This is a genomic window from Aminobacter sp. MSH1 (genome assembly GCF_003071665.1).
GTDB lineage: Bacteria > Pseudomonadota > Alphaproteobacteria > Rhizobiales > Rhizobiaceae > Aminobacter > Aminobacter niigataensis.
In genome coordinates, this window is sequence record NZ_CP026265.1 from 3,325,726 (window position 1) to 3,349,258 (window position 23,533).

At 63.7% G+C, this 23,533-nt stretch carries 26 protein-coding genes; 12 read left to right on the forward strand and 14 right to left on the reverse strand.

What is annotated here, in order from left to right:
- Nucleotides 1–3 precede the first annotated feature (3 nt).
- The 3 genes from CO731_RS16505 (at nucleotide 4) to CO731_RS16515 (ending at nucleotide 1,913) form a co-directional block, all read left to right on the forward strand.
- Nucleotides 4–378: an Hpt domain-containing protein gene (locus CO731_RS16505; RefSeq protein WP_108607947.1), complete on the forward strand. Its 375-nt coding sequence runs from the start codon at nucleotides 4–6 to the stop codon at nucleotides 376–378.
- A gap of 100 nt (nucleotides 379–478) precedes the next feature.
- Nucleotides 479–799 carry a 2Fe-2S iron-sulfur cluster-binding protein gene (locus CO731_RS16510; RefSeq protein WP_108607948.1) on the forward strand — a complete coding sequence of 107 codons (321 nt, stop codon included), beginning with the start codon at nucleotides 479–481 and terminating at the stop codon, nucleotides 797–799.
- Between the two features lie 85 nt (nucleotides 800–884).
- Complete coding sequence (locus tag CO731_RS16515) at nucleotides 885–1,913, forward strand: NAD(P)/FAD-dependent oxidoreductase (RefSeq protein ID WP_108607949.1); 1,029 nt, start codon at nucleotides 885–887, stop codon at nucleotides 1,911–1,913.
- A 15-nt stretch (nucleotides 1,914–1,928) separates the two neighbouring features.
- On the opposite strand, the gene CO731_RS16520 is transcribed toward CO731_RS16515, so the two are convergent.
- Nucleotides 1,929–2,543, reverse strand: a complete 615-nt coding sequence (locus CO731_RS16520) for a DUF922 domain-containing protein (RefSeq protein ID WP_108607950.1) — start codon at nucleotides 2,541–2,543, stop codon at nucleotides 1,929–1,931.
- 149 nt (nucleotides 2,544–2,692) lie between these two features.
- On the opposite strand from CO731_RS16520, the gene folP reads away from it, so the two are divergent.
- From folP to folK, 3 genes are read left to right on the forward strand one after another with little or no spacing between them, the layout of a single operon-like run.
- A complete protein-coding gene (gene folP / locus CO731_RS16525) occupies nucleotides 2,693–3,541 on the forward strand; it encodes a dihydropteroate synthase (RefSeq protein ID WP_108609879.1) in 849 nt (282 codons plus the stop codon).
- Between the two features lie 5 nt (nucleotides 3,542–3,546).
- Entirely contained in the window at nucleotides 3,547–3,906 is a 360-nt protein-coding gene (gene folB / locus CO731_RS16530) for a dihydroneopterin aldolase (RefSeq protein WP_108607951.1), read from the forward strand.
- A complete protein-coding gene (gene folK / locus CO731_RS16535; protein ID WP_108607952.1) occupies nucleotides 3,890–4,414 on the forward strand; it encodes a 2-amino-4-hydroxy-6-hydroxymethyldihydropteridine diphosphokinase in 525 nt (174 codons plus the stop codon). The genes folB and folK overlap by 17 nt, the downstream gene beginning before the upstream one ends.
- Nucleotides 4,415–4,423: 9 nt before the next feature.
- On the opposite strand, the gene CO731_RS16540 is transcribed toward folK, so the two are convergent.
- Entirely contained in the window at nucleotides 4,424–5,077 is a 654-nt protein-coding gene (locus CO731_RS16540; RefSeq protein ID WP_108607953.1) for a hypothetical protein, read from the reverse strand.
- On the reverse strand, nucleotides 5,074–5,373 hold the full coding sequence (locus CO731_RS16545; RefSeq protein ID WP_108607954.1) for a DUF3572 domain-containing protein: 300 nt from the start codon (nucleotides 5,371–5,373) through the stop codon (nucleotides 5,074–5,076). Before CO731_RS16545 ends, CO731_RS16540 begins: the two co-directional genes overlap by 4 nt.
- A 215-nt stretch (nucleotides 5,374–5,588) precedes the next feature.
- On the opposite strand from CO731_RS16545, the gene CO731_RS16550 reads away from it, so the two are divergent.
- From CO731_RS16550 to CO731_RS16565, 3 genes are all read left to right on the forward strand, one after another.
- Nucleotides 5,589–5,960 (forward strand): response regulator, encoded by a 372-nt coding sequence (locus CO731_RS16550; RefSeq protein WP_108607955.1) that lies wholly within the window; start codon nucleotides 5,589–5,591, stop codon nucleotides 5,958–5,960.
- Nucleotides 5,961–5,991: 31 nt separating this feature from the next.
- Nucleotides 5,992–7,365 carry a PleD family two-component system response regulator gene (locus CO731_RS16555; protein WP_108607956.1) on the forward strand — a complete coding sequence of 458 codons (1,374 nt, stop codon included), beginning with the start codon at nucleotides 5,992–5,994 and terminating at the stop codon, nucleotides 7,363–7,365.
- A gap of 365 nt (nucleotides 7,366–7,730) precedes the next feature.
- Complete coding sequence (locus CO731_RS16565; RefSeq protein ID WP_108607958.1) at nucleotides 7,731–8,459, forward strand: acetyltransferase; 729 nt, start codon at nucleotides 7,731–7,733, stop codon at nucleotides 8,457–8,459.
- Between the two features lie 65 nt (nucleotides 8,460–8,524).
- Here CO731_RS16565 and rpmG read toward each other — a convergent pair whose 3' ends face one another.
- The 6 genes from rpmG to topA form a co-directional block, all read right to left on the reverse strand.
- The gene (gene rpmG, locus CO731_RS16570; RefSeq protein ID WP_019173400.1) at nucleotides 8,525–8,692 is read right to left on the reverse strand and encodes a 50S ribosomal protein L33; all 168 of its coding nucleotides are present in this window, start codon (nucleotides 8,690–8,692) and stop codon (nucleotides 8,525–8,527) included.
- Between the two features lie 103 nt (nucleotides 8,693–8,795).
- Nucleotides 8,796–9,992 carry an MFS transporter gene (locus CO731_RS16575; RefSeq protein WP_108607959.1) on the reverse strand — a complete coding sequence of 399 codons (1,197 nt, stop codon included), beginning with the start codon at nucleotides 9,990–9,992 and terminating at the stop codon, nucleotides 8,796–8,798.
- A 9-nt stretch (nucleotides 9,993–10,001) separates the two neighbouring features.
- Nucleotides 10,002–10,742: an NUDIX domain-containing protein gene (locus CO731_RS16580; protein WP_108607960.1), complete on the reverse strand. Its 741-nt coding sequence runs from the start codon at nucleotides 10,740–10,742 to the stop codon at nucleotides 10,002–10,004.
- Nucleotides 10,743–10,815: 73 nt separating this feature from the next.
- Nucleotides 10,816–11,253, reverse strand: coding sequence for a DUF983 domain-containing protein (locus CO731_RS16585; RefSeq protein ID WP_108607961.1), 438 nt, complete (start codon nucleotides 11,251–11,253; stop codon nucleotides 10,816–10,818).
- 2 nt (nucleotides 11,254–11,255) lie between these two features.
- Nucleotides 11,256–13,574, reverse strand: coding sequence for a ribonuclease R (gene rnr / locus CO731_RS16590; protein WP_108607962.1), 2,319 nt, complete (start codon nucleotides 13,572–13,574; stop codon nucleotides 11,256–11,258).
- Nucleotides 13,575–13,580: 6 nt separating this feature from the next.
- On the reverse strand, nucleotides 13,581–16,193 hold the full coding sequence (gene topA / locus CO731_RS16595; RefSeq protein ID WP_108607963.1) for a type I DNA topoisomerase: 2,613 nt from the start codon (nucleotides 16,191–16,193) through the stop codon (nucleotides 13,581–13,583).
- Nucleotides 16,194–16,483: 290 nt separating this feature from the next.
- Here topA and CO731_RS16600 point away from each other — a divergent pair, with 290 nt between their 5' ends.
- On the forward strand, nucleotides 16,484–16,690 hold the full coding sequence (locus CO731_RS16600) for a hypothetical protein (RefSeq protein ID WP_108607964.1): 207 nt from the start codon (nucleotides 16,484–16,486) through the stop codon (nucleotides 16,688–16,690).
- Here the strand turns inward: CO731_RS16600 and dprA are convergent.
- Genes dprA through CO731_RS16620 form a run of 4 tightly spaced genes read right to left on the reverse strand, consistent with a single transcriptional unit; the run spans nucleotide 16,652 to nucleotide 20,669 of the window.
- On the reverse strand, nucleotides 16,652–17,785 hold the full coding sequence (gene dprA, locus CO731_RS16605; RefSeq protein WP_108607965.1) for a DNA-processing protein DprA: 1,134 nt from the start codon (nucleotides 17,783–17,785) through the stop codon (nucleotides 16,652–16,654). The two genes, CO731_RS16600 and dprA, sit on opposite strands and share 39 nt — an antisense overlap.
- Nucleotides 17,782–18,393: a glycerol-3-phosphate 1-O-acyltransferase PlsY gene (gene plsY / locus CO731_RS16610; protein ID WP_108607966.1), complete on the reverse strand. Its 612-nt coding sequence runs from the start codon at nucleotides 18,391–18,393 to the stop codon at nucleotides 17,782–17,784. The genes dprA and plsY overlap by 4 nt, the downstream gene beginning before the upstream one ends.
- A 27-nt stretch (nucleotides 18,394–18,420) precedes the next feature.
- Nucleotides 18,421–19,707, reverse strand: coding sequence for a dihydroorotase (locus tag CO731_RS16615; RefSeq protein ID WP_108607967.1), 1,287 nt, complete (start codon nucleotides 19,705–19,707; stop codon nucleotides 18,421–18,423).
- Complete coding sequence (locus CO731_RS16620; protein ID WP_108607968.1) at nucleotides 19,704–20,669, reverse strand: aspartate carbamoyltransferase catalytic subunit; 966 nt, start codon at nucleotides 20,667–20,669, stop codon at nucleotides 19,704–19,706. The genes CO731_RS16615 and CO731_RS16620 overlap by 4 nt, the downstream gene beginning before the upstream one ends.
- Before the next feature lie 184 nt (nucleotides 20,670–20,853).
- Here CO731_RS16620 and CO731_RS16625 point away from each other — a divergent pair, with 184 nt between their 5' ends.
- Entirely contained in the window at nucleotides 20,854–22,482 is a 1,629-nt protein-coding gene (locus tag CO731_RS16625; RefSeq protein ID WP_108609880.1) for an acyl-CoA dehydrogenase family protein, read from the forward strand.
- A 201-nt stretch (nucleotides 22,483–22,683) separates the two neighbouring features.
- Nucleotides 22,684–22,995: a DUF6105 family protein gene (locus CO731_RS16630; protein WP_108607969.1), complete on the forward strand. Its 312-nt coding sequence runs from the start codon at nucleotides 22,684–22,686 to the stop codon at nucleotides 22,993–22,995.
- On the opposite strand, the gene ruvX is transcribed toward CO731_RS16630, so the two are convergent.
- Nucleotides 22,962–23,447, reverse strand: a complete 486-nt coding sequence (gene ruvX / locus CO731_RS16635) for a Holliday junction resolvase RuvX (RefSeq protein WP_108607970.1) — start codon at nucleotides 23,445–23,447, stop codon at nucleotides 22,962–22,964. The genes CO731_RS16630 and ruvX overlap by 34 nt on opposite strands.
- Nucleotides 23,448–23,533 lie beyond the last annotated feature (86 nt).

The window sequence follows — 23,533 nt, forward strand, 5'->3', positions numbered from 1 at the left end:
TGAATGGTAACGCGCGAAACCGGTTCGGTGGCCTTCGGCATGCCGGGGGGCGAATCTTCTGGCGCCTCACATGGCCGTCCCATCGACCTCGAACACCTGTCGCGCCAGACCATCGGCGACCGAGACGTCGAGCGCGAAGTGCTCGACATGTTCGTCCATCAGGCGCTTTCCGTTCGCGATTCCATGTCCTCGGCTGACCTGGCCGAGCGCCTCAGGCTGTCCCATGCCCTCAAGGGGGCGGCGCGTGGCGTCGGTGCGTTTCCGATCGCCGATTGCGTCGCCGAGCTGGAGGCGCGCCCGGACGATGCCAGGCTGGTCAAGCGCCTTGCCGGACTGATCGACGAAGTGCGCGATTTCATCGCCGCGATCAGCCGCTAGGGCTTCCATCTCGATCCCGACACGATGCGGCGCGTTCGCGCCGCAGTTGACTTGCTCGGTGGAGTGATTATCTGCCGGGTGATCTTTCTTAGGAACGAGCATGACCAAGCTTACCTACATCGCCCATGACGGCACGCGTTTCGAAGTCGAAGCCGAAAACGGCTCGACGGTGATGGAAAATGCCATCCGCAACGCGGTTCCCGGCATCGAGGCCGAATGTGGCGGCGCCTGTGCCTGCGCGACCTGCCATGTCTATGTCGATGATGCTTGGACGGCGATCGTCGGCGAGCCCGAGGCAATGGAAGAAGACATGCTCGACTTCGCCTACGAAGTGCAGCCGAATTCGCGCCTGTCGTGCCAGATCAAGGTCAGGGACGAGCTCGACGGCCTGGTCGTCACCGTTCCCGAGCGCCAGGGCTAAGCCTCCCGATCCGTGCCTCGCTTGGCATGGCACTCCATCTCATGCACATTCCTTATATGTGCATGCGTGAGCGGCGAGGGCGGCTTTGAGCGACATTACCCATACCGACGTCCTGATCATCGGTGCCGGTCCCATCGGGCTGTTCGCCGTGTTCGAGCTCGGCCTGTTCGACATGCGCTGCCACCTGATCGACATCCTTGACCGGCCGGGCGGACAATGTGCCGAGCTTTATCCGGAAAAGCCGATCTACGATATTCCGGGCTATCCCGTCGTCGGAGCGCAGGAACTGGTCGACAAGCTGCTGCAGCAGATTGCGCCGTTCAAGCCGGGCTTCACCTTCAACCGCATGGTGACGGCACTGCAGCGCCTGGAGGGCGGTGGCTTTCGCGTCACCACCGACGAGGACGAGGTATTCGAGGCCAAGGTGGTGGTGATCGCTGCGGGTGGCGGTTCGTTCCAGCCCAAGCGGCCGCCGATCCCCGGCATCGAAGCCTATGAAGGATCAAGCGTCAGCTATTCGGTCCGGCGCATGGAAGAGTTTCGCGGCCACGACGTCGTCGTGGTCGGCGGCGGGGATTCGGCACTCGACTGGAGCCTCAATCTCCAGCCCATCACAAGACGGGTCACCCTGGTCCACCGCCGGCCGGAATTCCGTGCGGCGCCCGACAATGTCAACAAGATGCATGCGCTCCAGGAAGCTGGTGCGCTGGATCTGGTGATCGGCCAGGTCTCGGCGCTTTCCGGCGAAGGCGGTAAGCTCAGTTCGATCACCGTCAAGGGGCCGGAAAGCGAAGTCGTCGTTCCCTGCACGCGTCTGTTGCCGTTCTTCGGCCTTACGATGAAGCTCGGGCCGGTGGCCGAATGGGGCCTTCATCTCCACGAAAACCAGATCCCGGTCGATACCGAAAAATTCGAGACCTCGGAGCCGGGTATCTTCGCCATCGGCGATATCAACTGGTACCCCGGCAAGCTGAAGCTGATCCTGTCGGGCTTCCATGAGGCGGCGCTGATGGCCCAGGCGGCCAAGCACGTCATCAGCCCCAAGGAGCGGATCGTGTTCCAGTACACGACCTCGTCGACGAGCCTGCACAAGAAACTTGGCGTGCCGGACTAACCCGAGGCCCGCCGCTCAGCCCTTGATCTTGCCGGCGTCGATGCGCTCCAGGCGATAGCGCAGCAGCCTGATGATCCGGCTCTCGAAATTGATACCCTCGATGCGATCGAACTCTTCCTGCGCACGGTCATGGGCGCCGAGGATGCGATCGCTGGTGGCCTTGGCCTTGGCAGCGGCGAGCTCGCACGTCTTCTGCTTGCCGACCGCCTTCAGCGCCTGTTCCAGTTCGCGGGCGTGGTTCTTGGCGATCACGACATGGCTTTCTTCGTGCCGCTTGATGTCGGAGGAAAGCGTATTCCAGATCAGCTTGACGTCCTGGGCCGTCTTGCCGTTCTGGCGCCAGCGCGGCAGGATCACCTTGGCCTTGACGCTGACCTGGGCCGAGACGATGGCGCAGCCGCCCTTGACCTCGGCGTAACCGATGCGGCTGGTGAACTCCATTTGCGTTGCACCGGGGTGCCTGCCGCCGGTGCTCTTGACCTCGGGGCCGCGCGTCATCAGCTGCTGTTCGATTTCGTCGAGCGTTTTGCCGGTGATGGTAAAATAGCTGTAGGATTTCGACACGGTTGCCGCCTGAACGGGTAGGCAAATGCCTCCAGCGAGCAGGGCGGCGAGGAAGAGTTGCTTCATTAGTTGCCTCTTGGCCTACCTTGCGTTAGGGGCGTTGGCGGCGCAATGGAAATCGGTGCCGCAAGAAGTGGCCGCACGGCGAGTTGATGCTGCAAGCGTTGATATTTCGTGACGCGGTCTGTGCTCTGGAGTTCTTTTGTGGCGACGGCATGACCGGCAAACGATGGCAACTGGCGCATGGACGCCACGTCGATCTTGGCGACAGGGCGCTTGTCATGGGCATCCTTAACGTCACGCCTGACAGTTTTTCCGATGGCGGCGCCTTCGACGCGCCCGCGCGGGCGATCGAACAGGCCAGGCGCATGGTGGCGGAAGGCGCCGTCATCGTCGATGTTGGCGGTGAATCGACGCGGCCAGGGGCTGCGCCGGTTTCGCCCGCCGAGGAACAGGACCGTGTCCTTCCCGTCATTTCCCAGCTTGCCAGTTCAGGCGACGTGTTGATTTCGGTCGATACCTATCGCGAGGAGACGGCGCGCCTTGCCGTGGCCGCCGGCGCTCATGTCGTCAACGACGTATGGGGCGTGCAGCGCGAGCCCGGCATCGCAAGGGTCGCCGCCGAGACCGGGGCAGGGCTCGTCATCATGCATACAGGCCGTGACCGCGCCAAGCTGGTCGACGTGATCGACGATCAGTTTGCCTTCTTGCGCCGCTCGCTGGAGATCGCGCGCGAGGCCGGCGTGCGCGACGAGCAGATCATGCTCGATCCGGGCTTCGGCTTTGCAAAGGACGAAAACGAGAATCTCGAGCTGATGGCGCGCTTTTCGGAGCTTTGCGAGCTTGGATATCCGCTGCTTGCCGGCACGTCGCGCAAGCGTTTCGTCGGCCATGTAACCGGACGCGAAGCTGCCGACCGCGATGCGGGAACGGCGGCGACAAGCGTCATTCTCCGCATGAAGGGCGCGCAGATCTTCCGCGTCCACAATGTCGCAATCAACGTGGACGCACTGGCATTCGCGGATGCTATGCTGGCGCGCCAGACCAACCTGCCGGGACACTGACCTCGATGTACCTCATCCGAATGAAAAACTGCGCCTTCTTTGCCCGGCACGGCCTGTTCGACGAAGAAGAGACCCTTGGCCAGCGCTTCTATGTCGATGCCGAGCTGACGGTCGATCCCTCGCTTCCGTTGGAGGACGATTCGATGGAGAGCACCGTCGACTACGGCGTTGCCTTCCAGGTCATCGAAGCGATCATCACCGGCGAAAGGCGTTTCCTCATCGAAGCGCTGGCGCAGGAATGCGGCAGGGCCTTGGCTGAGCGTTTCCCGCAGATCAAGAAGGCGGAGATCACCGTTCGCAAGCCGAATGCGCCGGTGCCTGGTGTCCTGGACTATGTAGAGGTGACCGTTGTCTGGCCAGGCTGAGGAGCGGGCGTTTCTCAGTCTCGGCGGCAACCTTGGCGATCCGGCGAAATCTATGGCCGCGGCGCTGCACATGCTGGATGCCAGCGGCCAGACGCGCGTGGTGACGGTTTCGTCGCTGCACCGCACGCCGCCCTGGGGCAAGGTCGACCAACCCGATTTTCTCAACGTCACCGCCGAGGTTGCGACTTCGCTGTCGCCGCTCGACCTCCTGGAGCTTTGCCTGGAGGTGGAGCGCAGGCTCAAGCGGGTGCGCGTCGAGCGCTGGGGCCCACGGCTGATCGACATCGACGTGCTTTTGCACGGAGAAAGCAATGTCAGCGACGTCGGGTTGGAAATTCCGCATCCGCGCATGCTCGACCGGGCTTTCGTCATGGTGCCGCTGGCGGAAATAGCGCCGGAACTCGTTCTGGCGGGCAAGTCGTCGGCCGAATGGGCGACAGCACTCGACAGCGCCGGCATCGAAAGGCTCGATTCCGGGCGCGACTGGTGGCGCAATCTGGAGGATTAGCCTGAAAGGCTAGAGGCCCAGGGCCGCGGCGATCTTCGGCGCGGCCTCGGCCCAGTCATCCGCCACCACGATGCCGTCCGGCATGGGCGGCATCAGCAAGCGCATTTCGCGGTAGGACATCAGGTTGAACAGATACGCGTCGGAGACGGAGTCGCGTACCGAAACCAGATTGTAGGGAATGTCGTCGACAAAGGCGACCGGGCGGGCGCTTTCGCCTCTCAGTTGCCTGAGGGCCGGTCCCTTTGCCGCTTCCGTGGTCAGCAGTGGGTAGGGAAAGCCGAGCGCGTCGAGATGCAGCCGCCTGACGTCGCGATGCCGGTGCGGCATGGCCGTCAGCATGACCACTTCGGCTCCGCCGGCGAGGTTTGCCACGGCGTCCGCCGCCCCTTGTGCCGCGGTCTGCCATTCGCGCTGCGCAAAGAAGAAACCGTCGAGCAGCCCTGATACCGCAGTCTGGTCCAGCGGGGTTTGCGTTTTCCGGTCAACGATGTTGCCAGTCAGCCTGAACGACTTGGCCAGGAACACCAGCCCCTGCGCGTCGAGGAAGCGCATGAAGGGCACCATGAATTCCAGCAGCACCTCGTCGACGTCGAGCACCAGCAGCGGGCGGGTGTCGCGGGCAAGCTCCGCGATCTGGCGCGCGGTCTCCGGGTCTTCGCTCATGACGAACGTTCGTGGTCGTCATTGCCCAATGGCAGGGCGCGGGCGGCGATGCCGACTTCTCCCGGCGCTATGCCTGCTTCTTGCGAAAACCGCAGCAGTGTCGGCTCGTGGGCGAGGATGAATTGCAGCACGCCTGCCAGGAATCCCGGCTCCTGGGCCGCGCGGCGAATTTGTTGCGCTTCGATGCCGGTAATGGCGAGAAAGCGCGGCAGAAGCTCCGGGTCGGATGCGACGAAAGCCAGCGCCTGGACCGCCAGCGCCTCGGCGCTTTCCTGATTTTTCTGGCTCTTTTGCATCGACATTTCCGTTCGTTCCGGCTCGCCAAGGGAGTAGCTGCAAGCGCGCCTTGCGGCAACCGCTAAAGCGGTGGCGGCCGATCCGTGACTTGGCAGGGGTGTTTTACGTTTCGTAATGTTCTTGAGTTAAGGTTGGATTCGGGGTTGGTGTGCGCATCCGGCGCGCATGATGATTGCCGCCGACATCTGGTGTGCAATCGGGGCGGAAAAATTCGATGGCTAAGAAGGTGATGATCGTCGAGGACAACGAGCTCAACATGAAGCTCTTTCGCGACCTCATCGAGGCGAGCGGATACGAGACCGTGCGCACGCGCAACGGCCTCGAGGCGCTTGATCTTGCCCGCAAGCACCGGCCGGACCTCATTCTGATGGACATCCAACTGCCTGAGGTCTCGGGCCTCGAAGTCACCAAATGGCTGAAGGAGGACGATGACCTCCACACGATCCCGGTCATTGCCGTTACCGCCTTTGCCATGAAGGGCGACGAGGAGCGGATCAGGCAGGGCGGCTGCGAAGCCTACATCTCCAAGCCGATCTCGGTGCCACGGTTCATCGAGACGATCAAATCCTACCTCGGTGATGCCTGATGCGCTCGCCGGGTTCGCACGAGGTACTGGCATGACCGCGCGCATCCTTGTCGTCGACGACATCCCGGCCAATGTGAAGCTGCTCGAAGTCAGGCTGCTCGCCGAATATTTCGAAGTACAGACCGCCTACAATGGGCCGGACGCCATCGCTGCCTGCGAGGACGGCAAGGTCGACGTCGTGCTGCTCGACATCATGATGCCTGGCATGGACGGCTTCGAGGTCTGCCGTCGGCTGAAGGCCGATCCCGCGACCGCCCACATCCCCGTCGTCATGGTCACTGCCCTCGACCACGTCACCGATCGCGTGCGCGGGCTCGAGGTGGGAGCCGACGACTTCCTCACCAAGCCGGTCAACGACCTGCAACTGATCACGCGCGTGAAGAGCCTGGTTCGGCTCAAGGTCCTGACCGACGAGCTCAGGCTGCGCGCCTCGACCACGCACAGCATTGGCCTGGACGAGCTATTGTCGCGATCCGAGTTGCTGCAGGAAACGATGCCGAAGGTGCTGCTGATCGACGAGCAGACGTCGTCGGCGGCCCATATCTGTGCGCTGCTGGACGGCGCTGCAGACGTGCAGATCGCCGCCGACCCGCAGTCGGGGCTCTTCAATGCCGCCGAAGGCAGCTATGAATGCGTCATCGTGTCGACCGGATTTTCCGAGTTCGATCCGTTGCGGTTGTGCTCGCAACTGCGATCGCTCGACCGCACGCGGTCGCTGCCGATCGTGCTTCTGGTCCGCAAGGAAGAGGACGACCGCATCATTCGCGGGCTCGAACTCGGCATCAACGATTATCTGGTGCGGCCGCTCGACCGTGAAGAGCTGATTGCACGGCTGCGCACACAGGTGCGCCGCAAGCGCTACAATGACGAACTGAGGCAGAGCGTCAGCCAGACCATCGAGATGGCCGTGACGGACGGCCTGACGGGCCTGCACAACCGCCGCTACCTCGACAGCCACCTGCCGCGCCTGTTCGACCGCGCCGTCGCCCGGCACAGGCCGCTCTCGCTGATGATCACCGATCTCGACCGCTTCAAGCGGATCAACGACACGTTTGGTCATGATGGCGGCGACGAGGTGCTGCGCGAGTTTGCGCGGCGCGTGAAGAAGAGCGTTCGCGGCATTGACCTCGCTTGCCGATTCGGTGGCGAGGAGTTCGTCGTGGTGATGCCCGATACCGACGCGGCGCTGGCCGAGATGGTCGCCGAGCGCATTCGCGCGGAGGTCGCCCAGACGCCATTTGCAATCAGCGGAGCGGGCAAGGGCGTATCGGTTACGGTCAGCGTCGGCGTGTCGTCGCTGCTCGCCAAAGGCGACACGGTTGCCGGCCTGATGAAGCGTGCAGACCTCGCGCTCTACGATGCCAAGACCCGCGGCCGCAACCGCGTGGTCGCGCGGGCGGCCTGACGCCGACAAGGGTCGGATAGTCAAGCGCGTTAAGCTCAATCGTTTACCTTAACCCAAGCGATTCGCGAGCCGTGGTTAAGAAAGTGTTGATTTTCAAGTAATCTTGCGCGACTGTGGAGCGGAGAAGAAGGACGGGCGTCGGCACGAGGAGCACAGGCCGGAAGCCCAATTCATACCCCATGATGCTCAGGTCCGCCGCATCTCCTGGGTCCGTGGGGTCGGCCGGCCGGCACTGGCACATAGTGGCCTCCTCGTACCGCTGCCAGCAGCCGACCGGCCCCCTAATTTCCTTTTCGAAAGCACTTCGGTTTGTCTGTCCGTTGCGTCGGCTTGAGCCGGGCCGGCCATTCGGACTAGTGTTTTCGATGCGTATTCTTGCTGCTCTTTTGTTCATGACCTTTTCGGCCGCGGCATCTGCGCGGGAATGCGTCGTGATGCTCCATGGCCTGGCGCGCACGGACGCATCCCTGATGCTGATGGAAGAGACGCTTGGCTCGTTCGACTACATTGTCGTCAACGACGCCTATCCGTCGACTGATGTTCCCATCGACCAGCTGATCGCGTATGTCGATGCGTCGGTGGCCAAGTGCGGCGAGGCCGGCCCGGTTCACTTCGTGACCCACTCCATGGGCGGCATCCTGGTGCGGGCTTGGCTCACGCAGAACCGCCCCGAAAATCTCGGTCGCGTCGTCATGCTCGCACCACCCAATCATGGTTCCGAACTGGTCGACACCTGGGGTGGCCTCAAGCTGTTCGAAATCGTCAATGGCCCAGCCGGCGGTCAGCTGGGCACGGGTCCGGACAGCCTTCCTAATGAACTCGGGCCTGCGCGGTTCGAGCTCGGCATCATCGCCGGCGACCGGTCGCTCAACCCGTTCTTGTCCGGCATGTTCAAGGGCCCGAACGACGGCAAGGTCTCGGTGGAAAGCACCAAGCTTGAAGGCATGAAGGACCACATCGTCCTGCCTGCGACGCACACCTTCATGATGAACAATCCGCTTGTCATCGCGCAGACGCTGAATTTTCTGCGCGACGGGCACTTCGATCACGAACTGACGTTCCGTGAACTGATGCGGCGTGCTTTCGGGAACTGATCTAACCCCCAAAACAAAAACGCCGCCCACTGGGCGGCGTTTCGGAATTCCGGGCGAAAACCAGATTACTTGATCTTGGTTTCCTTGAATTCAACGTGCTTCTTGGCAACCGGGTCGTACTTGCGGAACGACAGCTTCTCAGTCTTCGTGCGGCTGTTCTTGCTCGTCACGTAGAAGAAACCGGTGTCGGCGGTCGACAGAAGCTTGATCTTGATGTTTGCAGCCTTGGCCATGATTCTCGTCCGTTAATTGTCTGGAGTTGCACCCGCCTCAGGACGGGAAAACAACCCGGACGCGGAAAACCTGGCGGGACACATAAAGATCGTGCCTGGAAAGTCAAGCCTCGGAGCGCGAAAGCCCGGATTTCGCGGCAATTCGGCCCAGGCCGATGACCATATATCCGCCGAAGAACAGCGCCAGCGCCCAGCCGAATCCATTTGGCCCGAAGATATCCATGAAGATGCCTATCACCTGCGGGCCGAGAATCATGCCGATGCCGTAGCAGAAGATGAAGGCCGCATTGGCCGAGGCGAGGTCGCGGCCGGAAAGCTGTGCGCCAAGATGGGCGAGGCCGATGGTGTAGAGGGCCGCCACCACGCCGCCCCAGACGAACAGCAGGCCGGCCATGACGTGCCAGTTGCCGGCGAGGACAGGCATGGCGAGGGTGCCTATCAAGCCGGTAGCAGCGCAAATCAGCAGCAGCCAGCGCCGGTCGGCGATGCGGTCGCTGATCATGCCGAACGGGATCTGAAGCATGACGTTGCCGAGGCCGATCATGGTGAGCAGCAGCGCCGCGTCGGCCTCGGAATAGCCGATCCGCTGGCCATAGATCGGGAACAGGGCGAAGCCGCCCGTCTCGACGGCACCGAACACAAGCACGGCTGCCGTCGCGGTCGGAACCATCCAGATGTAGCGGAAGAAGCCACCCTTGCCGCCTTCGGAGACGATCTTGGGGCTCTCGCTGCGCGCCAGAACTACGGGAATCGCTGCGATCATGACGAGACAGAAGGTGAGGCCGAACGGCAGCAGGCCGGTGCTGCCGATCTGGGAGAACAGCCACGGACCGGCAGCGAAGCCGAGCGACAGTACCGTGGCGTAGATGCCAAGCACCAAGCCGCGCCGATGCGGCGGCGCGCAGGTGCTTATCCAGAATTCCGACAGGATGAACAGCACCGTCAGGGCGAAATGCAATACCGCCCGCAGCGGAAACCACATCCAGAACGACGGCGCGAAATAGAACCCGACGAAAGCCACCGCACCGGCGATGATCATTGCGAACATCGTCCAGACGACGCCGAACCGCATCGCGATCGGGGTTGCCAGCGGTGCCGCGCAAATCGATGCAATGCCGGCCACTGCCGTATTGAGCCCGATCATCGAGGGTGAGTAGCCGCGCGATTCAAGGATCACGCTGAGCAGCGGTATGCCCAGACCGATGGCGATGCCGACTACGCTGATCGAGGCGATCGCGGCGGAAATCGAGCGCCAGTGCACGCGTTCGACGGTTTCGGCTTCCTGGATGGTCTCGTGCATATGTGAGGCCTAAAGGATGTCGCGCCGAAAGCGTTGGTTGAACATGCGGTAGAACGGCACTTCGCCGCCTGGCCTGAGCCCGGGATCGCTTGTCAGCCGTTGCCGGAGGTCGCCGAGAACTGATTTCGTGATCGCCGGAATGTCGGCCTCCACGGCGTCGGCCAGCGGCAGCCAGACAAGTTCCTCGAGTTCGTTTGTCGGTCCGCCGTCGGGCAGCTCGACGGCCACGTCGCTGCGCCAGGCCGACAAGAATCGGGTGTCGAAGCGGCGAACGCGTCCCGGAGGTGTTATGGCGCGCGCAATAAAGCGCAGCGAGGCAAGGCTGGGCTCCACGCCATGTTCGGCGAATCCCTGCCAATCGGCCTTGGTGGTCGAGAACGCCCCGCGTCGACCGATCAACAGGCCTGCTTCTTCGTAGGTCTCGCGAACCGCAGACAGCGCGATCGCGCGGGCGCGAGCGATGCTGACGCTGCCCGTGCCGGCACGCAGCTTGGTCTCTTCGTCCGGATGGAGTTCGTCGGCAACCTTGATGCGGCTGTCGGCCGGGTCGGTGCGGCCGCCCGGGAAGACGAATTTGCCGGGCATGAAGGCATGCTTCATGTGCCGCCGGCCCATCAGCACCAGCACATCGTCGCCGCTTCGGTCGAGCAGGATCAGCGTCGCCGCGTCGCGCGGACGCAAGGGGGCGGCGTTTTTCACCAGTTCCCTGGCTTCGAGCCTGTCGAGTTCTGTCTTGCTGATGCCATCCATCGCGGCTGTCCTAACGGAATGTCGGGGTGGAAGGAAGCGCTTGGATGCGACTTGGCATTGCGCCAGCGTCCGGTCAGGCCTCCGGGTGCGCGTCGATAGCGTCTTCTTCGCCGCCGAAGCCATGCATGTAGAGCGCCCATTGCATGCCGACCACGCCACCCTTGATGGGGCGCAGCAGCGCAAGGGCGGAAACGATCGTCAGCGGCACCCAGATCAGCAGGTGCTGCCACAGTGCAAGCGTGACGTTGGCTTCGACGGCCATGAAGGCGCCGACGACGATATGGCCGACGAGGACGACGACGAGATAGGCGGGCAGGTCGTCAGCGCGGTGATGGAATATCTCTTCGTGGCAGACGCTGCAGCGGTCGACAGTCTTGACGAAGGACGCAAAGAGCTTGCCTTCGCCGCATTTGGGGCATTTGCAGAACAGGCCGCGCTTGATCGCCGGCCAGACGGGCCGTGCCTCGCGGGCGACCTGCTGGTGGCCGCCACCGAATACCTGTTCTTCCATCGTCATCTCCTGCCGCGCGGACCTCGCCGCGGTTGGGAGGCACGGGCACGCGTTCTTTGCCCCTTGGTCTTGTGGAACGACCGTTTCGAACCGGGCAGGGGCTTCGGTTCGGTCAGCATTTCGAAGCGCATGGCGCCAGCCAGCGGGGCGATCTCGACAAGCCGCACTTCAACGCGGTCAGCGAGTTGGTAGCCCTTGCCGCTGCGCTCCCCGAAGAGGGCGCGGGCGGCTTCGTCGAAGTGGTAATAATCGTCACCCAAGGATGACACGGGGATGAAACCATCCGCGCCATATTGCGGCAATTGGACAAATAGTCCCGCCTTGACCACGCCCGAGATGCGGGCCTCGAAAGTCTCGTCGAGCCGTTCGGACAGGAAGCCGGCGACCAGCCGATCGACGGTCTCCCTTTCGGCTGCCATGGCGCGGCGTTCGGTCTGCGAAATGAGGCCGGCGATTTCTTCCAGGCGTGCTTCTTCCGACGGCGTCAGGCCACCGGCGCCCAAGCCCAGCGAGGCGATCAGGGCACGATGGACGATGAGGTCGGCATAGCGGCGGATCGGCGAGGTGAAATGGGCGTAGCGGCGCAGATTGAGGCCGAAGTGCCCGATATTGTCGGGATTGTACTCGGCCTGGCTCTGCGAGCGCAGCACCACTTCGTTGACCAGTTGCTCGTTGTCCTCGCCGCGCACACGCTCGAGGATTCCGTTGAACTGGGCTGGCCGCATCTCGGCGCCACGCGCCAATGACAGGCCGATCGTTTGCAGGAACTCGCGCAGCGATTCCTGCTTGGCAAGCGAGGGGCCGTCATGGATGCGGTAGACGAGTTTCTGCTTTTTGTTTTCCAGGGTCTCGGCCGCCGCGACGTTGGCCTGGATCATGAACTCCTCGATCAGCTTGTGGGCGTCGAGGCGATCGGGAACGATGACCCGGTCAACCGTGCCGTCGGGCTTGAGGAGGATCTTTCTTTCGGGGAGGTCGAGTTCGAGCGGCTGGCGGCTGTCGCGGCCGCGCTTGAGCACGTCGTAGGCCGCCCACAGTGGCTTGAGGATGGTCTCCAGGATCGGCCCGGTCTTGTCGTCGGGCACACCGTCGATGGCGGCCTGCGCCTGCGGATAGGCGAGGCGGGCCGACGAGCGCATCATGATGCGGTGGAAGGAGTGCCTGACCTTGCGGCCTTCGGCCGAAAACGTCATGCGCACGGCAAGTGCCGGCCGGTCGACGCCTTCGCGCAGCGAGCACAAATCGTTGGAGATGCGTTCGGGTAGCATCGGCACGACGCGGTCGGGGAAATAGACCGAGTTGCCGCGCTTCAGTGCCTCTTGGTCGAGAGCGGTGCCGGGGCGGACATAGGCCGCGACGTCGGCGATGGCGACGGTGGCGATAAAGCCGCCGGGGTTCTTTTCATCCGTATCCGGCTCGGCATAGACGGCGTCGTCATGGTCCTTGGCGTCCGCCGGATCTATGGTGACCAGCGGCAGCTCCCGCCAGTCCTCGCGCTTGCCGTCGAGCGTCGCCGGTTTGACTGCTTCAGCCTCGGCGATCACCTCGGCAGGGAAGATGTGCGGAATCTCGTGGGCATGGATGGCGATCATCGAGACCGCCTTCTCATTGGTCAGCGAGCCAAGCACCGAGACCACCTTGGCGCGCGGCAGCCCATATCGGCTGGCGCGCTCCGGGACCACTTCCACAAGGTCGCCATCCTTGGCGCCGTTCTGGGAGTCCTTGTCGACCACCAGTTCGGGCTGGCGGCGCTCGACCGGCTCGATGCGGAACGTGCCGTCCTTGAGGATGCGGAAGATGCCGAGCGCGGTATCGCTGCGCTTTTCGAACACCTTCATGATACGGGCGGTATAAGCCGGCACGTTTTCGTCGCCGAGATACCCCTCGACCGGGAAGGTCTTCGCCAGCACGCGGTCGCCGACGCCGGGCGTCGGTCCGTTGCTTGTACGGGATGTCTTGACGGCAACGATGGGACCGTCCGGTTGTTCGGAAGCACGCGCCAGGAGCGTGCCCTCAGTGTCGCGACCGAAGATGTCTAGCACGGCGACATGGGGCAGGGCGCCGACCCGGCTCAGGCGCTTGCGGCTCTTCTCCAGCAGGCCCTCGTCCTGGAGTTCGCGCAACAGCTCTTTCAGCCAGATGCGGTCTTCGTTCTTGAGCGCAAAGGCCTTGGCAATGTCCCGCTTGCCGCTGCGATCGGGATTCTCCGCGATGTAGCGCAGAATCTCGTCACGCGAGGGGCGATAGACGTCCTTGCCGCGGACCTCGTCGCTTGCGGCGCGTCTGGTGCCGGCGTTTCGTCCGGAAATCTTTCGCGCCAAGGTCGGTCAGTCCTTCTTTTTGGCCTTGCTGGCGGCTGGCTTCTTGGTCGCGCTGCCGGCTGCCTTCTTGGCCCCGCCGCGGGCCGGCTTCTTGCCGCCTCCGCCTTTCGCTTCCTTTTCGGCGATCAGCGCAAGCGCGTCCTCGACGGTCACGGTGGCGGGGTCCTTGCCCTTCGGCAGGGTAGCATTGACCTTGCCGAAATTGACATAGGGACCGTACTTGCCGTCGCGCACGGTGATGTTGCCGCCGCCGGCGGGATGCTCGCCAAGATCCTTGAGTGCGGCCGGCGTGCTGCCGCGGCCACCCTTGCCCTTGGCCTGCTTCTCGGCAAGCACGGTGACGGCGCGGTTGAGGCCGATCGAGAACACGTCTTCGATGCTTTCGAGATTGGCGTAGGTACCTTCGTGCAGCACGAACGGGCCGTAGCGGCCAAGACCTGCCGAGATCATCTTGCCCGACTCCGGGTGCTGGCCGACATCGCGTGGCAGTGCCAGCAGGGCAAGCGCCTTTTCGTGGTCGATGGATGCCGCCGACCAGCCCTTGGGCAGGCTGGAGCGCTTGGCCTCCTTGCCGTCACCGCGCTGGATGTAGGGGCCGAAGCGGCCGCTGCGCAGGGTGATCTCCTCATTGGTGTAGGGATCGGTGCCCAGCACCTTGGTGCCGTCTTCGAGGCCGCCATTCTCGCCATTGCCGCCGGGGCCGTCGAGCTGGCGGGTAAAGCCGCATTCGGGATAGTTCGAACAGCCGACGAAGGCGCCGTATTTGCCGAGCTTGAGCGACAGGTTGCCGGTGCCGCATTTCGGGCAGATGCGCGGGTTCGAGCCGTCCTCGCGCTCGGGGAAGACGAGCGGGGCGAGTTCCTCGTTCAGCGCATCGAGCACTTCGGTGACGCGCAGTTCCTTGATGTCATCGACGGCGCCGGAAAAGTCCTTCCAGAAATCGCGCAGCACGTCGCGCCAGGCGAGCTTGCCGTCGGAAACCTCGTCGAGCTTCTCTTCCAGCGAGGCGGTGAAGTCGTACTCCACATAATGCTGGAAGAAGCTCTCCATGAAGGCGGTCACGAGCCGCCCCTTGGGCTCCGGAATGAGCTTTCTGTTCTCGATCTTTACATAGTCGCGCTCTTCGAGCGTCTTCAGCGTCGCGACATAAGTCGAGGGACGGCCAATGCCAAGCTCTTCCATCTTCTTGATGAAGCTCGCCTCGGAATAGCGGGGCGGAGGCTCGGTGGTGTGGTGGCTGGCGTTGACGGATTCGCGCTTGAGCGTCTCGTCGGCACGGATCTCGGGCAGGCGACGGCTTTCCTCGTCTTCCGAATCCTCGTCCTTCTGCTCAGTGTAGGCGGCGATGAAGCCGTCGAACCGGGTGACGGAGCCCACGGCGCGCAGGCCGGCCGTCTTGGCGCCATTGCGCGCCTCGATCTCGACGGTGGTGCGCTCGATCTCGGCCGGCTGCATCTGGCTGGCAATCGCCCGCTTCCAGATGATCTCATAGAGACGGGCCTGGTCGGCATCGAGGAACTTGCGCATTTCGGTCGGCGTCCGCGAGAAATCGGTCGGCCGGATGGCTTCGTGCGCTTCCTGGGCGTTCTTGGCCTTGGTCGTATACTGGCGCGGTTTCTCGGGCAGGTATTTTGTACCGAACTCCTTGCCGATCGCTTCGCGCGCGGCCTCGATCGCCTCGGGTGCCATCTGCACGCCGTCGGTACGCATATAGGTGATCAGGCCGGCCGTCTCGCCACCGATCTCCATGCCTTCGTAGAGGCGCTGGGCGACCTGCATGGTGCGGCTCGCGGAAAAGCCGAGGCTCGAGGATGCCGCCTGCTGCAAGGTCGAGGTGGTGAAAGGGGCGCTCGGATTGCGCCTGGTCGGCTTGGCTTCGACCGACAGTGCCTTGAAGGTTGCCCCTTCCAGCATCGCCTTGATGTCATCGGCCATCGCCTGCGAAGAGATGTCGAGCTTCTGCAGCTTCTTGCCGTCATAGACGGTGAGCCTTGCCTCGAAATTTTCCGCGCGCGGCGTGCCGAGAATAGCTGCGATCTGCCAGTACTCTTCGCGCACGAAACGCTCGATCTCGGCCTCGCGGTCGCAGACGAAGCGCAGCGCCACCGACTGGACGCGGCCGGCCGAGCGGGCGCCCGGCAGCTTGCGCCAGAGCACGGGAGAAAGAGTGAAGCCGACGAGATAGTCGAGCGCCCGGCGTGCCAGATAGGCGTCCACCAGCGGCGGGTCGATCTCGCGCGGATTGGCGATTGCCTCGAGAACCGCCTGCTTGGTGATCGAGTTGAAGGCGACGCGCTTGATGGTCTTGTCCTTGAGGACGCGCTTCTGCTTCAGCACTTCGAGCACGTGCCAGGCGATGGCTTCTCCCTCGCGATCCGGATCGGTTGCGAGGATCAGGCCATCGGCTTCCTTGACCGCCTTGGCGATTTCGGTGAGCCGCTTCGCCGAAGCGGTGTCGACAGCCCAGGACATGGCGAAATCGTCATCCGGCTTGACCGAGCCATCCTTGGCCGGCAGATCGCGGACATGGCCGAACGAGGCCAGAACCTTGTAGTTCTTGCCCAGATACTTGTTGATGCTTTTCACCTTGTTCGGTGACTCGACGACAACGACGTCCATATGTGGCTGATTTTCCAGTGAAGCGCCAAAACAACGGCAACGGCGCGTGGCGAAGAATTTTCAATTCGCACGTCACATGGCCGCCCTTTTCAGTCTGGTCAAGGGGACGGGGCCAAAAACGCCGGCTGACATCGGCAATACAACCTAAGGTATATTAATCGTAGCTATTGCAATTGTTAGTAGATTTGCTACGCTTCTGCCATTGCTGGTTGGGCCGGTTTCTCGCGTGGAGATCGGCACCGGATCCTGTGCTCAACACCGGGCGGCAAGACAAAAGGAAAGCCAATTCTATGCACAAGCCGCCGCCAACACGTAGGCGAGCCGAAACGCTGGACTATATCCAGTCGATGCTGGGGCAACTCCGCATCATGGCGGAAGCCGAGCGCTGCGGCATGCTCGCCTATCTGATCGAGATGGCCTATGTCGAGGCTGGAGATGTGATACGCGGTGATCGGCCGTCAAACATCGGGATCAACAAGCGAAACACGTCCGCCTGAGTGGCGCTCGAGCCGTCCGGCAAGATCCAGTTCCAGCAGGATCATGAAGATTTGCGCCGGGTGAAGCCCGGTATGACGGATCAGTTCATCGACTTCGACCGGTACCGGCCCCAAAGCTTCGGTCACCCGGGCGCGGTCGCTGTCGGCGGGCGGTGGCGTGGCGCTGAAATCCGGCGGCTCTTCCATGCTGGCTGCGATGTAGGACTGGCCCCCGACCAATGGCGCCAAGGCCTCGAGTATGTCGCCGACCTCGGTCACCAGCGTCGCACCGTCCTTCAGCAGGCCATTGGTGCCGGCGGCGCGCGGGTCGAGCGGCGAGCCGGGCACGGCGAAAACCAGCCGTCCCATATCGCCGGCCAGCCGCGCGCTGATCAGCGAACCCGATCGCTTGGCGGCCTCGACGACCACCAGTCCGAGGACAAGGCCTGCGACGATGCGGTTGCGACGCGGAAAGTCCTGCGCGCGGGGCTCCCAGCCGAACGGCATTTCCGATACGACCGCGCCGCGCTCGGCGATCTCGTCGCAAAGGCCGATATTCTCAGACGGGTAGGGGCGGTCGAGCCCGCCGGCCAGCACGCCAACCGTTCCGGTATCCAGGCTGCCCTGGTGGGCGGCGGTGTCGATGCCGCGGGCCAGGCCTGAAATCACCGCATAGCCGTTGCGGCCGAGTTCCGCGGCCAGCGTGCGCGCCATCTTGATGCCGGCGAGAGAGGCGTTGCGCGCACCGACGATCGCCACCGGCGGCAGGCTGAAAACAGCTCCGATGCCCCTGACGGCGAGCAGCGGCGGGGGATGGTCCATGCGTTTGAGGATCTGGGGGTAGTCCGGCTCGCCAAGCGCCACGAAACGTGCGCCGCATTGATACGCTGCCTCGATTTCCGCCTCGGCCTCAGCCAGAGTAGGAATGCGGACCAGCCGGCTGGCGCCGCCCGCCATCATGACCTCCGGCAGCATCTCGATTGCGGATTCGGCCGAGCCGAAGCGGTTGATCAGGTCGCGAAAGCTTGCCGGGCCGACATTTGGCGTGCGGATAAGGCGCAGCCAGTGGAGCCGCTGCCGGTCGCTGAGATGCGGCCCGGCGGCGGGTTGGTTCATCCCTTGGATCCGATCCGCGATTCGGTGCCGGCGAGCAGGCGCGAGATGTTGGCGCGGTGGCGGATGAACACGATGACGCTCATCAGCGCAAGCAGGCCGGCTGCCTTGGGCATGTCAGTCATATAAAGTGCGATCGGTACCACAACCGCAGCCGTCAGCGCTGCAAGCGACGAATAGCGGCTGACGAAGGCGACGAGCAGCCAGGTGACGGCAAAGGCCAGGGCGCCGAGCCCCGAAAGGCCGAACAGGACGCCGAGATAGGTCGCCACACCCTTGCCACCCTTGAAGCCGAGCCAGATCGGGTAGAGGTGGCCGATGAAGGCGCCGAGGCCGGCGGCAAGCGCTGCGTCATGGCTCCAGCGCGCTGCGATGACCACGGCCACGGTGCCCTTGAGTGCATCGAGCAGCAGCGTTGCTGCCGCCAGTTTCTTGTTGCCCGTGCGCAGCACATTGGTGGCGCCGATGTTGCCCGAGCCGATCTTGCGCACGTCGCCCAGGCCGGCCGCACGCGTGAGCAGCAGCCCGAATGGAATCGAGCCCAGGAGATAGCCGAATACGGCGGCTGCAACGAGCACGTGTAGAGCCGTCGGAAAAATGTCATCCGGCATCAAGGTATTTCTTCTCCCCCGTGGCCGTCAGGCCGAGAACACTGTGCGTCCGGCGACCAAGGTTTTCAAGACCTTGCCCTGAAGGCGCGCGCCTTCGAAGCAGGTGTTCTTGGAGCGCGAGCGGATGTCGGCCTCGCGCACCACCCACGGCTCGCCGAGGTCGACGAGCGCCAGATCCGCAACCGCACCCGGCTTCAGCGTGCCGCCTGCCAGGCCGAACAGTCGTGCCGGAGCGGTCGAAAGCGTATCGATGATACGCAGCAGCGGGACATCGTCGTTGTGATGCAGGCGCAATGCGACGGCGAGCAGCGTCTCCAGCCCGATCGCGCCCGCGGCGGCATCGGCGAATGGCAGGCGCTTGGTGTCGACGTCCTGCGGGTCATGCGACGACACGATCACGTCGATGGTGCCGTCCTTCAGGGCCTCGACCATGGCGAGGCGGTCTTCCTCGGCGCGCAGCGGCGGCGCAAGCCGGAAGAAGGTGCGGTACTCACCGACGTCGTTTTCGTTGAGCGACAGGCTGTTGATCGAAACGCCCGCCGTCACCTTGGCGCCGTCCGCCTTGGCGCGCGAAACGGCGCTGGCTGCCATGGCCGTCGAGATCTTGGCAGCGTGATAGCGGCCGCGTGTCAGGCGCGCGAGCGCAAGGTCGCGTTCGAGCGGGATGGTCTCGGCTTCACGCGGAATGCCCGAAAGCCCCAGCCAGCTGGCATAGAGCCCTTCGTTCATCACCCCCGACGAGGCGAGGTCGGCATCCTGCGTCTCATGCGCGATCACGGCATCGAAATCGCGGGCGTAGGTCAGCGCCCGGCGCATCATCAGCGAATTGGCAATGGTGTGGCGTCCATCGGTGAAGGCAACAGCACCCGCTTCGCGCAGCAGGCCGAATTCGGTCATCTCGTGGCCTTCGAGGCCCTTGGTGATGGCTGCCGCAGGGAAGACATTAACCGACGCAGTCTCCTTGGCGGTCCGCAGCACGAATTCGACGAGGGCCACGTTATCGATCACCGGATCGGTGTCGGGCATCATGACGATCGAGGTGACACCGCCGGCAGCAGCGGCAACGCTTGCAGAGGCGATCGTTTCACGATGCTCGCCGCCGGGCTCGCCGATGAAGACGCGGCCGTCGACCAGGCCGGGGATGATCGTCTTGCCGGCGCAATCAACGACTTCGGCGCCGCCGGGAATGCCCTGGTTGAGCGCGTCGGCACCTGCGGCGACGATCTTCTTGCCGTCGACGATGACCGAACCGGTCTCATCGATGCCGCGCGACGGGTCAACGATGCGGGCGCGCTGGAAAACCGTGATGCTCATGCGTTCTGTCCATCGCGATTGCGGCGCGGGTCGAGCAGCGCTTCCATCACCGCCATGCGCACGGCGACGCCCATTTCCACCTGTTCCTGGATGACGCTTTGCGGCCCATCGGCGATCTCGGAGGCGATTTCGACCCCACGGTTCATCGGGCCGGGATGCATCACCAGCGCGTCGGGCTTGGCCGCCTTCAGTTTTTCGGCGTCGAGGCCGTAGTAGCGGAAATATTCGCGCACCGAAGGCACGAAGGCGCCGGCCATGCGTTCGCGCTGCAGGCGCAGCATCATGACGACGTCGGCGTCCTTCAGGCCATCGGCCATCGACTGCGTTACCTCGACGCCCATCTGGGCTATGCCCGAGGGAAGCAGTGTCGAAGGCGCCACGACACGGACGCGTGCGCCGAGCGCGTTGAGCAACAGGATATTGGAGCGTGCAACGCGCGAGTGCAGGATGTCGCCGCAGATCGCCACCGTCAGCCGGGCTATGCTGCCCTTGGCGCGGCGGATCGTCAGTGCGTCGAGCAGCGCCTGCGTCGGGTGCTCATGGGCACCGTCGCCGGCATTGACCACCGAGCAGCCGACCTTCTGCGCGAGCAGGGCGGCGGCACCGGCCGACTGATGGCGAATGATCAGGATGTCGGGTCGCATCGCATTCAGCGTCATCGCCGTGTCGATCAGCGTTTCGCCCTTCTTCACCGAAGAGCTTGCGACCGACATGTTCATGACGTCGGCGCCGAGGCGCTTTCCGGCGAGCTCGAACGACGACTGCGTGCGCGTCGAGGCTTCGTAGAACAGATTGATCTGGGTGCGCCCGCGCAGCGTCGAGGTCTTTTTCTCCGACTGGCGCGAAATTGACACCGCGGCATCGGCCCGGTCGAGCAGCAATTCGATGTCGAATGGAGAAAGGTCGCGGATGCCAAGAAGATGGCGGTGCGGGTAGGGCGGCAGGGACGAAAGGTCTGTCATCTCAAGGCGCTGCTATAGGCTGTGCTTAAGTGACCCGCAAGCCGGCATTTCGATGATGAAAGTTCTCCCACGGGATTTTCGTCGCGGGCAAGCTGCGCCATAAGCTATCGCTAAGCATTTCGGCTATAAAGCCGGCCATGGCTGCGGATTCGTGCCCGTCGCCCACACCGATGAAGGACAAGGCGTGACGCAGGACGTGCCGAACCAGCCCCCTCCGCTGACGGGCAGCAATGCCTGGCGCGGAGATCCGCTGCTGATCCAGATTGCAGAGAGCTTTTCAGAGCCGGTCCGTCGCGACCTCGACGGCCTCGGACGCTTCGTGCTGAACCAGGAAGCCCAGGACCTGGCGCGGCTCGCCAATAGCGAGGTGCCGAAGCTCAGGACACACGACCGACAGGGCCGACGCATCGACCAGGTCGAGTTTCATCCCGCCTATCATGCGCTGATGCGCCGTTCGGTCGCCGGTGGGCTGCATTCTTCCGTATGGGAGAATGGCGGCACGGAAACCGGCCGGCGGCACCAGGTCCGGGCCGCACGCTTTTATCTGACCGCGCAACTCGAATGCGGGCATCTGTGCCCGATCACCATGACCAACGCTTCGCTGGCAGCCTTGATGGCGAGCCCGAAGCTGTTCCGCGAATGGGCACCGCGCGTCACCACCCGCAAATACGACCAGGCGCAGAAGCCGCCGGTCGAGAAGGCCGGCCTGACGCTCGGCATGGGGATGACCGAGAGGCAGGGCGGCACCGACGTGCGTGCCAACACCACCAGGGCCGAACGTGCCGGTGGCAGCTTCTATCGGCTCAACGGCCACAAGTGGTTCATGTCGGCGCCGATGTCGGACGCCTTCCTGATGCTGGCGCAGGCGCCGGAGGGGCTGTCCTGCTTCCTGGTTCCGCGCATCCTGAGCGACGGTTCTGCCAACGGGCTGCAGTTCCAGCGCCTCAAAGACAAGCTCGGCAACCGTTCCAATGCCTCGTCCGAGGTCGAGATCCAGGGCGCCATCGGCGACCTGGTCGGCGAGCCCGGCGGCGGCGTCAAGACGATCATGGACATGGTGACGCTGACGCGCCTCGATTGTGCCGTGGCGTCCTCGGCAATCATGCGGGCAGGGCTTGCGGAAGCTGTTCACCATACCCGCCACCGCCAGGTTTTCGGCGCCAATCTCGTCGACCAGCCGCTGATGCAGCGCGTGCTGGCCGACATGGCGCTCGATGTCGCCGGTGCTACCGCACTCGCCTTCCGCCTGGCGCGCTCCTTCGACGAAGCGGCATCAGACCGCGGCGAGGCGGCCTTTGCGCGCGCCATGACCCCGGTCGTCAAATACTGGGTCTGCAAGATCGCACCGCCGCTCCTCTACGAGGCAATGGAATGCCTCGGCGGCAACGGCTATGTCGAGGAAGCGCCGCTCGCGCGCTACTATCGCGAGGCGCCGGTCAACGCGATCTGGGAAGGCTCGGGCAACGTCATGGCGCTGGACGTGCTGCGCGTGCTGGGCCGGGCTCCGGGACTGTTCGACGACGTGCTTGCGAGCATCGAGCGCGATCTGGGCCCGGGCGGACGCAGCATCCTGGGGGTACTCAGGGCGGCGATGCAGGTCGCAAGCTCCGACGAGGGCTCGGCGCGCATCCTGACGGAGCAATTGGCGATTTCGGCTGCGGCTGCGGAGCTGCGCCGGATGGGGGCAGGGCGCATCGCCGATGCCTTCATCGAGACCCGGCTCGCCGGACAGTGGCGCGGTACCTACGGCATGCTCGACGCACGTCACGATTCGCGGCTGATTATCGACACGCTCTATCCGCAGGCCGGCTGAACCGCGGCGCTGCCGGTTTTGCGGTGACACCGGGGGCCACGTCAGCCCGCCGGTCGTTAACCTTAATGAATGGTTTACGTTGCACGGCGCATCCGCCGGGCCCACTGTATTCTGCAAAGAAGCGGGATTCCCGATGCGGGCCTTTTTGAACCAGTTGCCAGACATTGACGCCGCCGGGCCATGTGCGCGGGGGCTCGGCTGATGCGCTACATCTTCGCCATATGGGCCGCGCCGCTGGTGCTTTTCTGGGGCTGGTACTTCCTGTCGATCTACGACATGCATTTCGGCTACTGGATGCTGTCGCGCCGGTTCAACCTTGCCATCTTCGAGCTCTATGGCGAAATACTCGGTATCGATCCCGCGACGATCCCGTGGTTGATGGCCAAGGCCTTCTTCTTCGATACGCTGGTCATTTTGGCGATCTGGGCGTTCCGTCGCCGCAAGCAGATCGCTGAAAGAGTGAGAGTGCTGCGGGCGCGCTATTCTTCCGCGGAATCGGCGCCCAGCGTCTGAAGCCTGTCCAAGACGCCTTGCAGGATAAAGGCAGCGGCGGCCGAATCGATGCGTCCTTCGCGCTTCTTGCGCGATACGTCCATCTCGATCAGTGCGCGTTCCGCTGCCACCGTCGACAGCCGCTCGTCCCAGAAAATGAAGGGCAATTCGGTCAGATTGGCCGCATTGCGCACGAAGGCGCGTGATTTCTGGGCGCGCGGGCCCTCGGAACCGTCCATGTTGATGGGTAGGCCGATCACGATCGCGCCGGTATTTTCCTTGGCCAGCATGGCAAGCAGGGCAGCGACATCGAGCGTGAACTTCTTGCGGATGATCACCGGGCGCGGATGCGAGAACGACAGGCCGCGATCGGACACGGCAACGCCGATCGTCTTGTCGCCGAGGTCTAGGCCGGCCAGCGTCTTGCCACCGGCCAGCAGCTCAGGCAGTTGTTCAATCGTAGCGATGGCCAAGCGGCGTTCCTTATGACTTTAGGTGCGCATCCGGTGGAAGTACTAACACCTTGAATTTGCGTATCGGCCCCTTTGAAAGGAGCTTG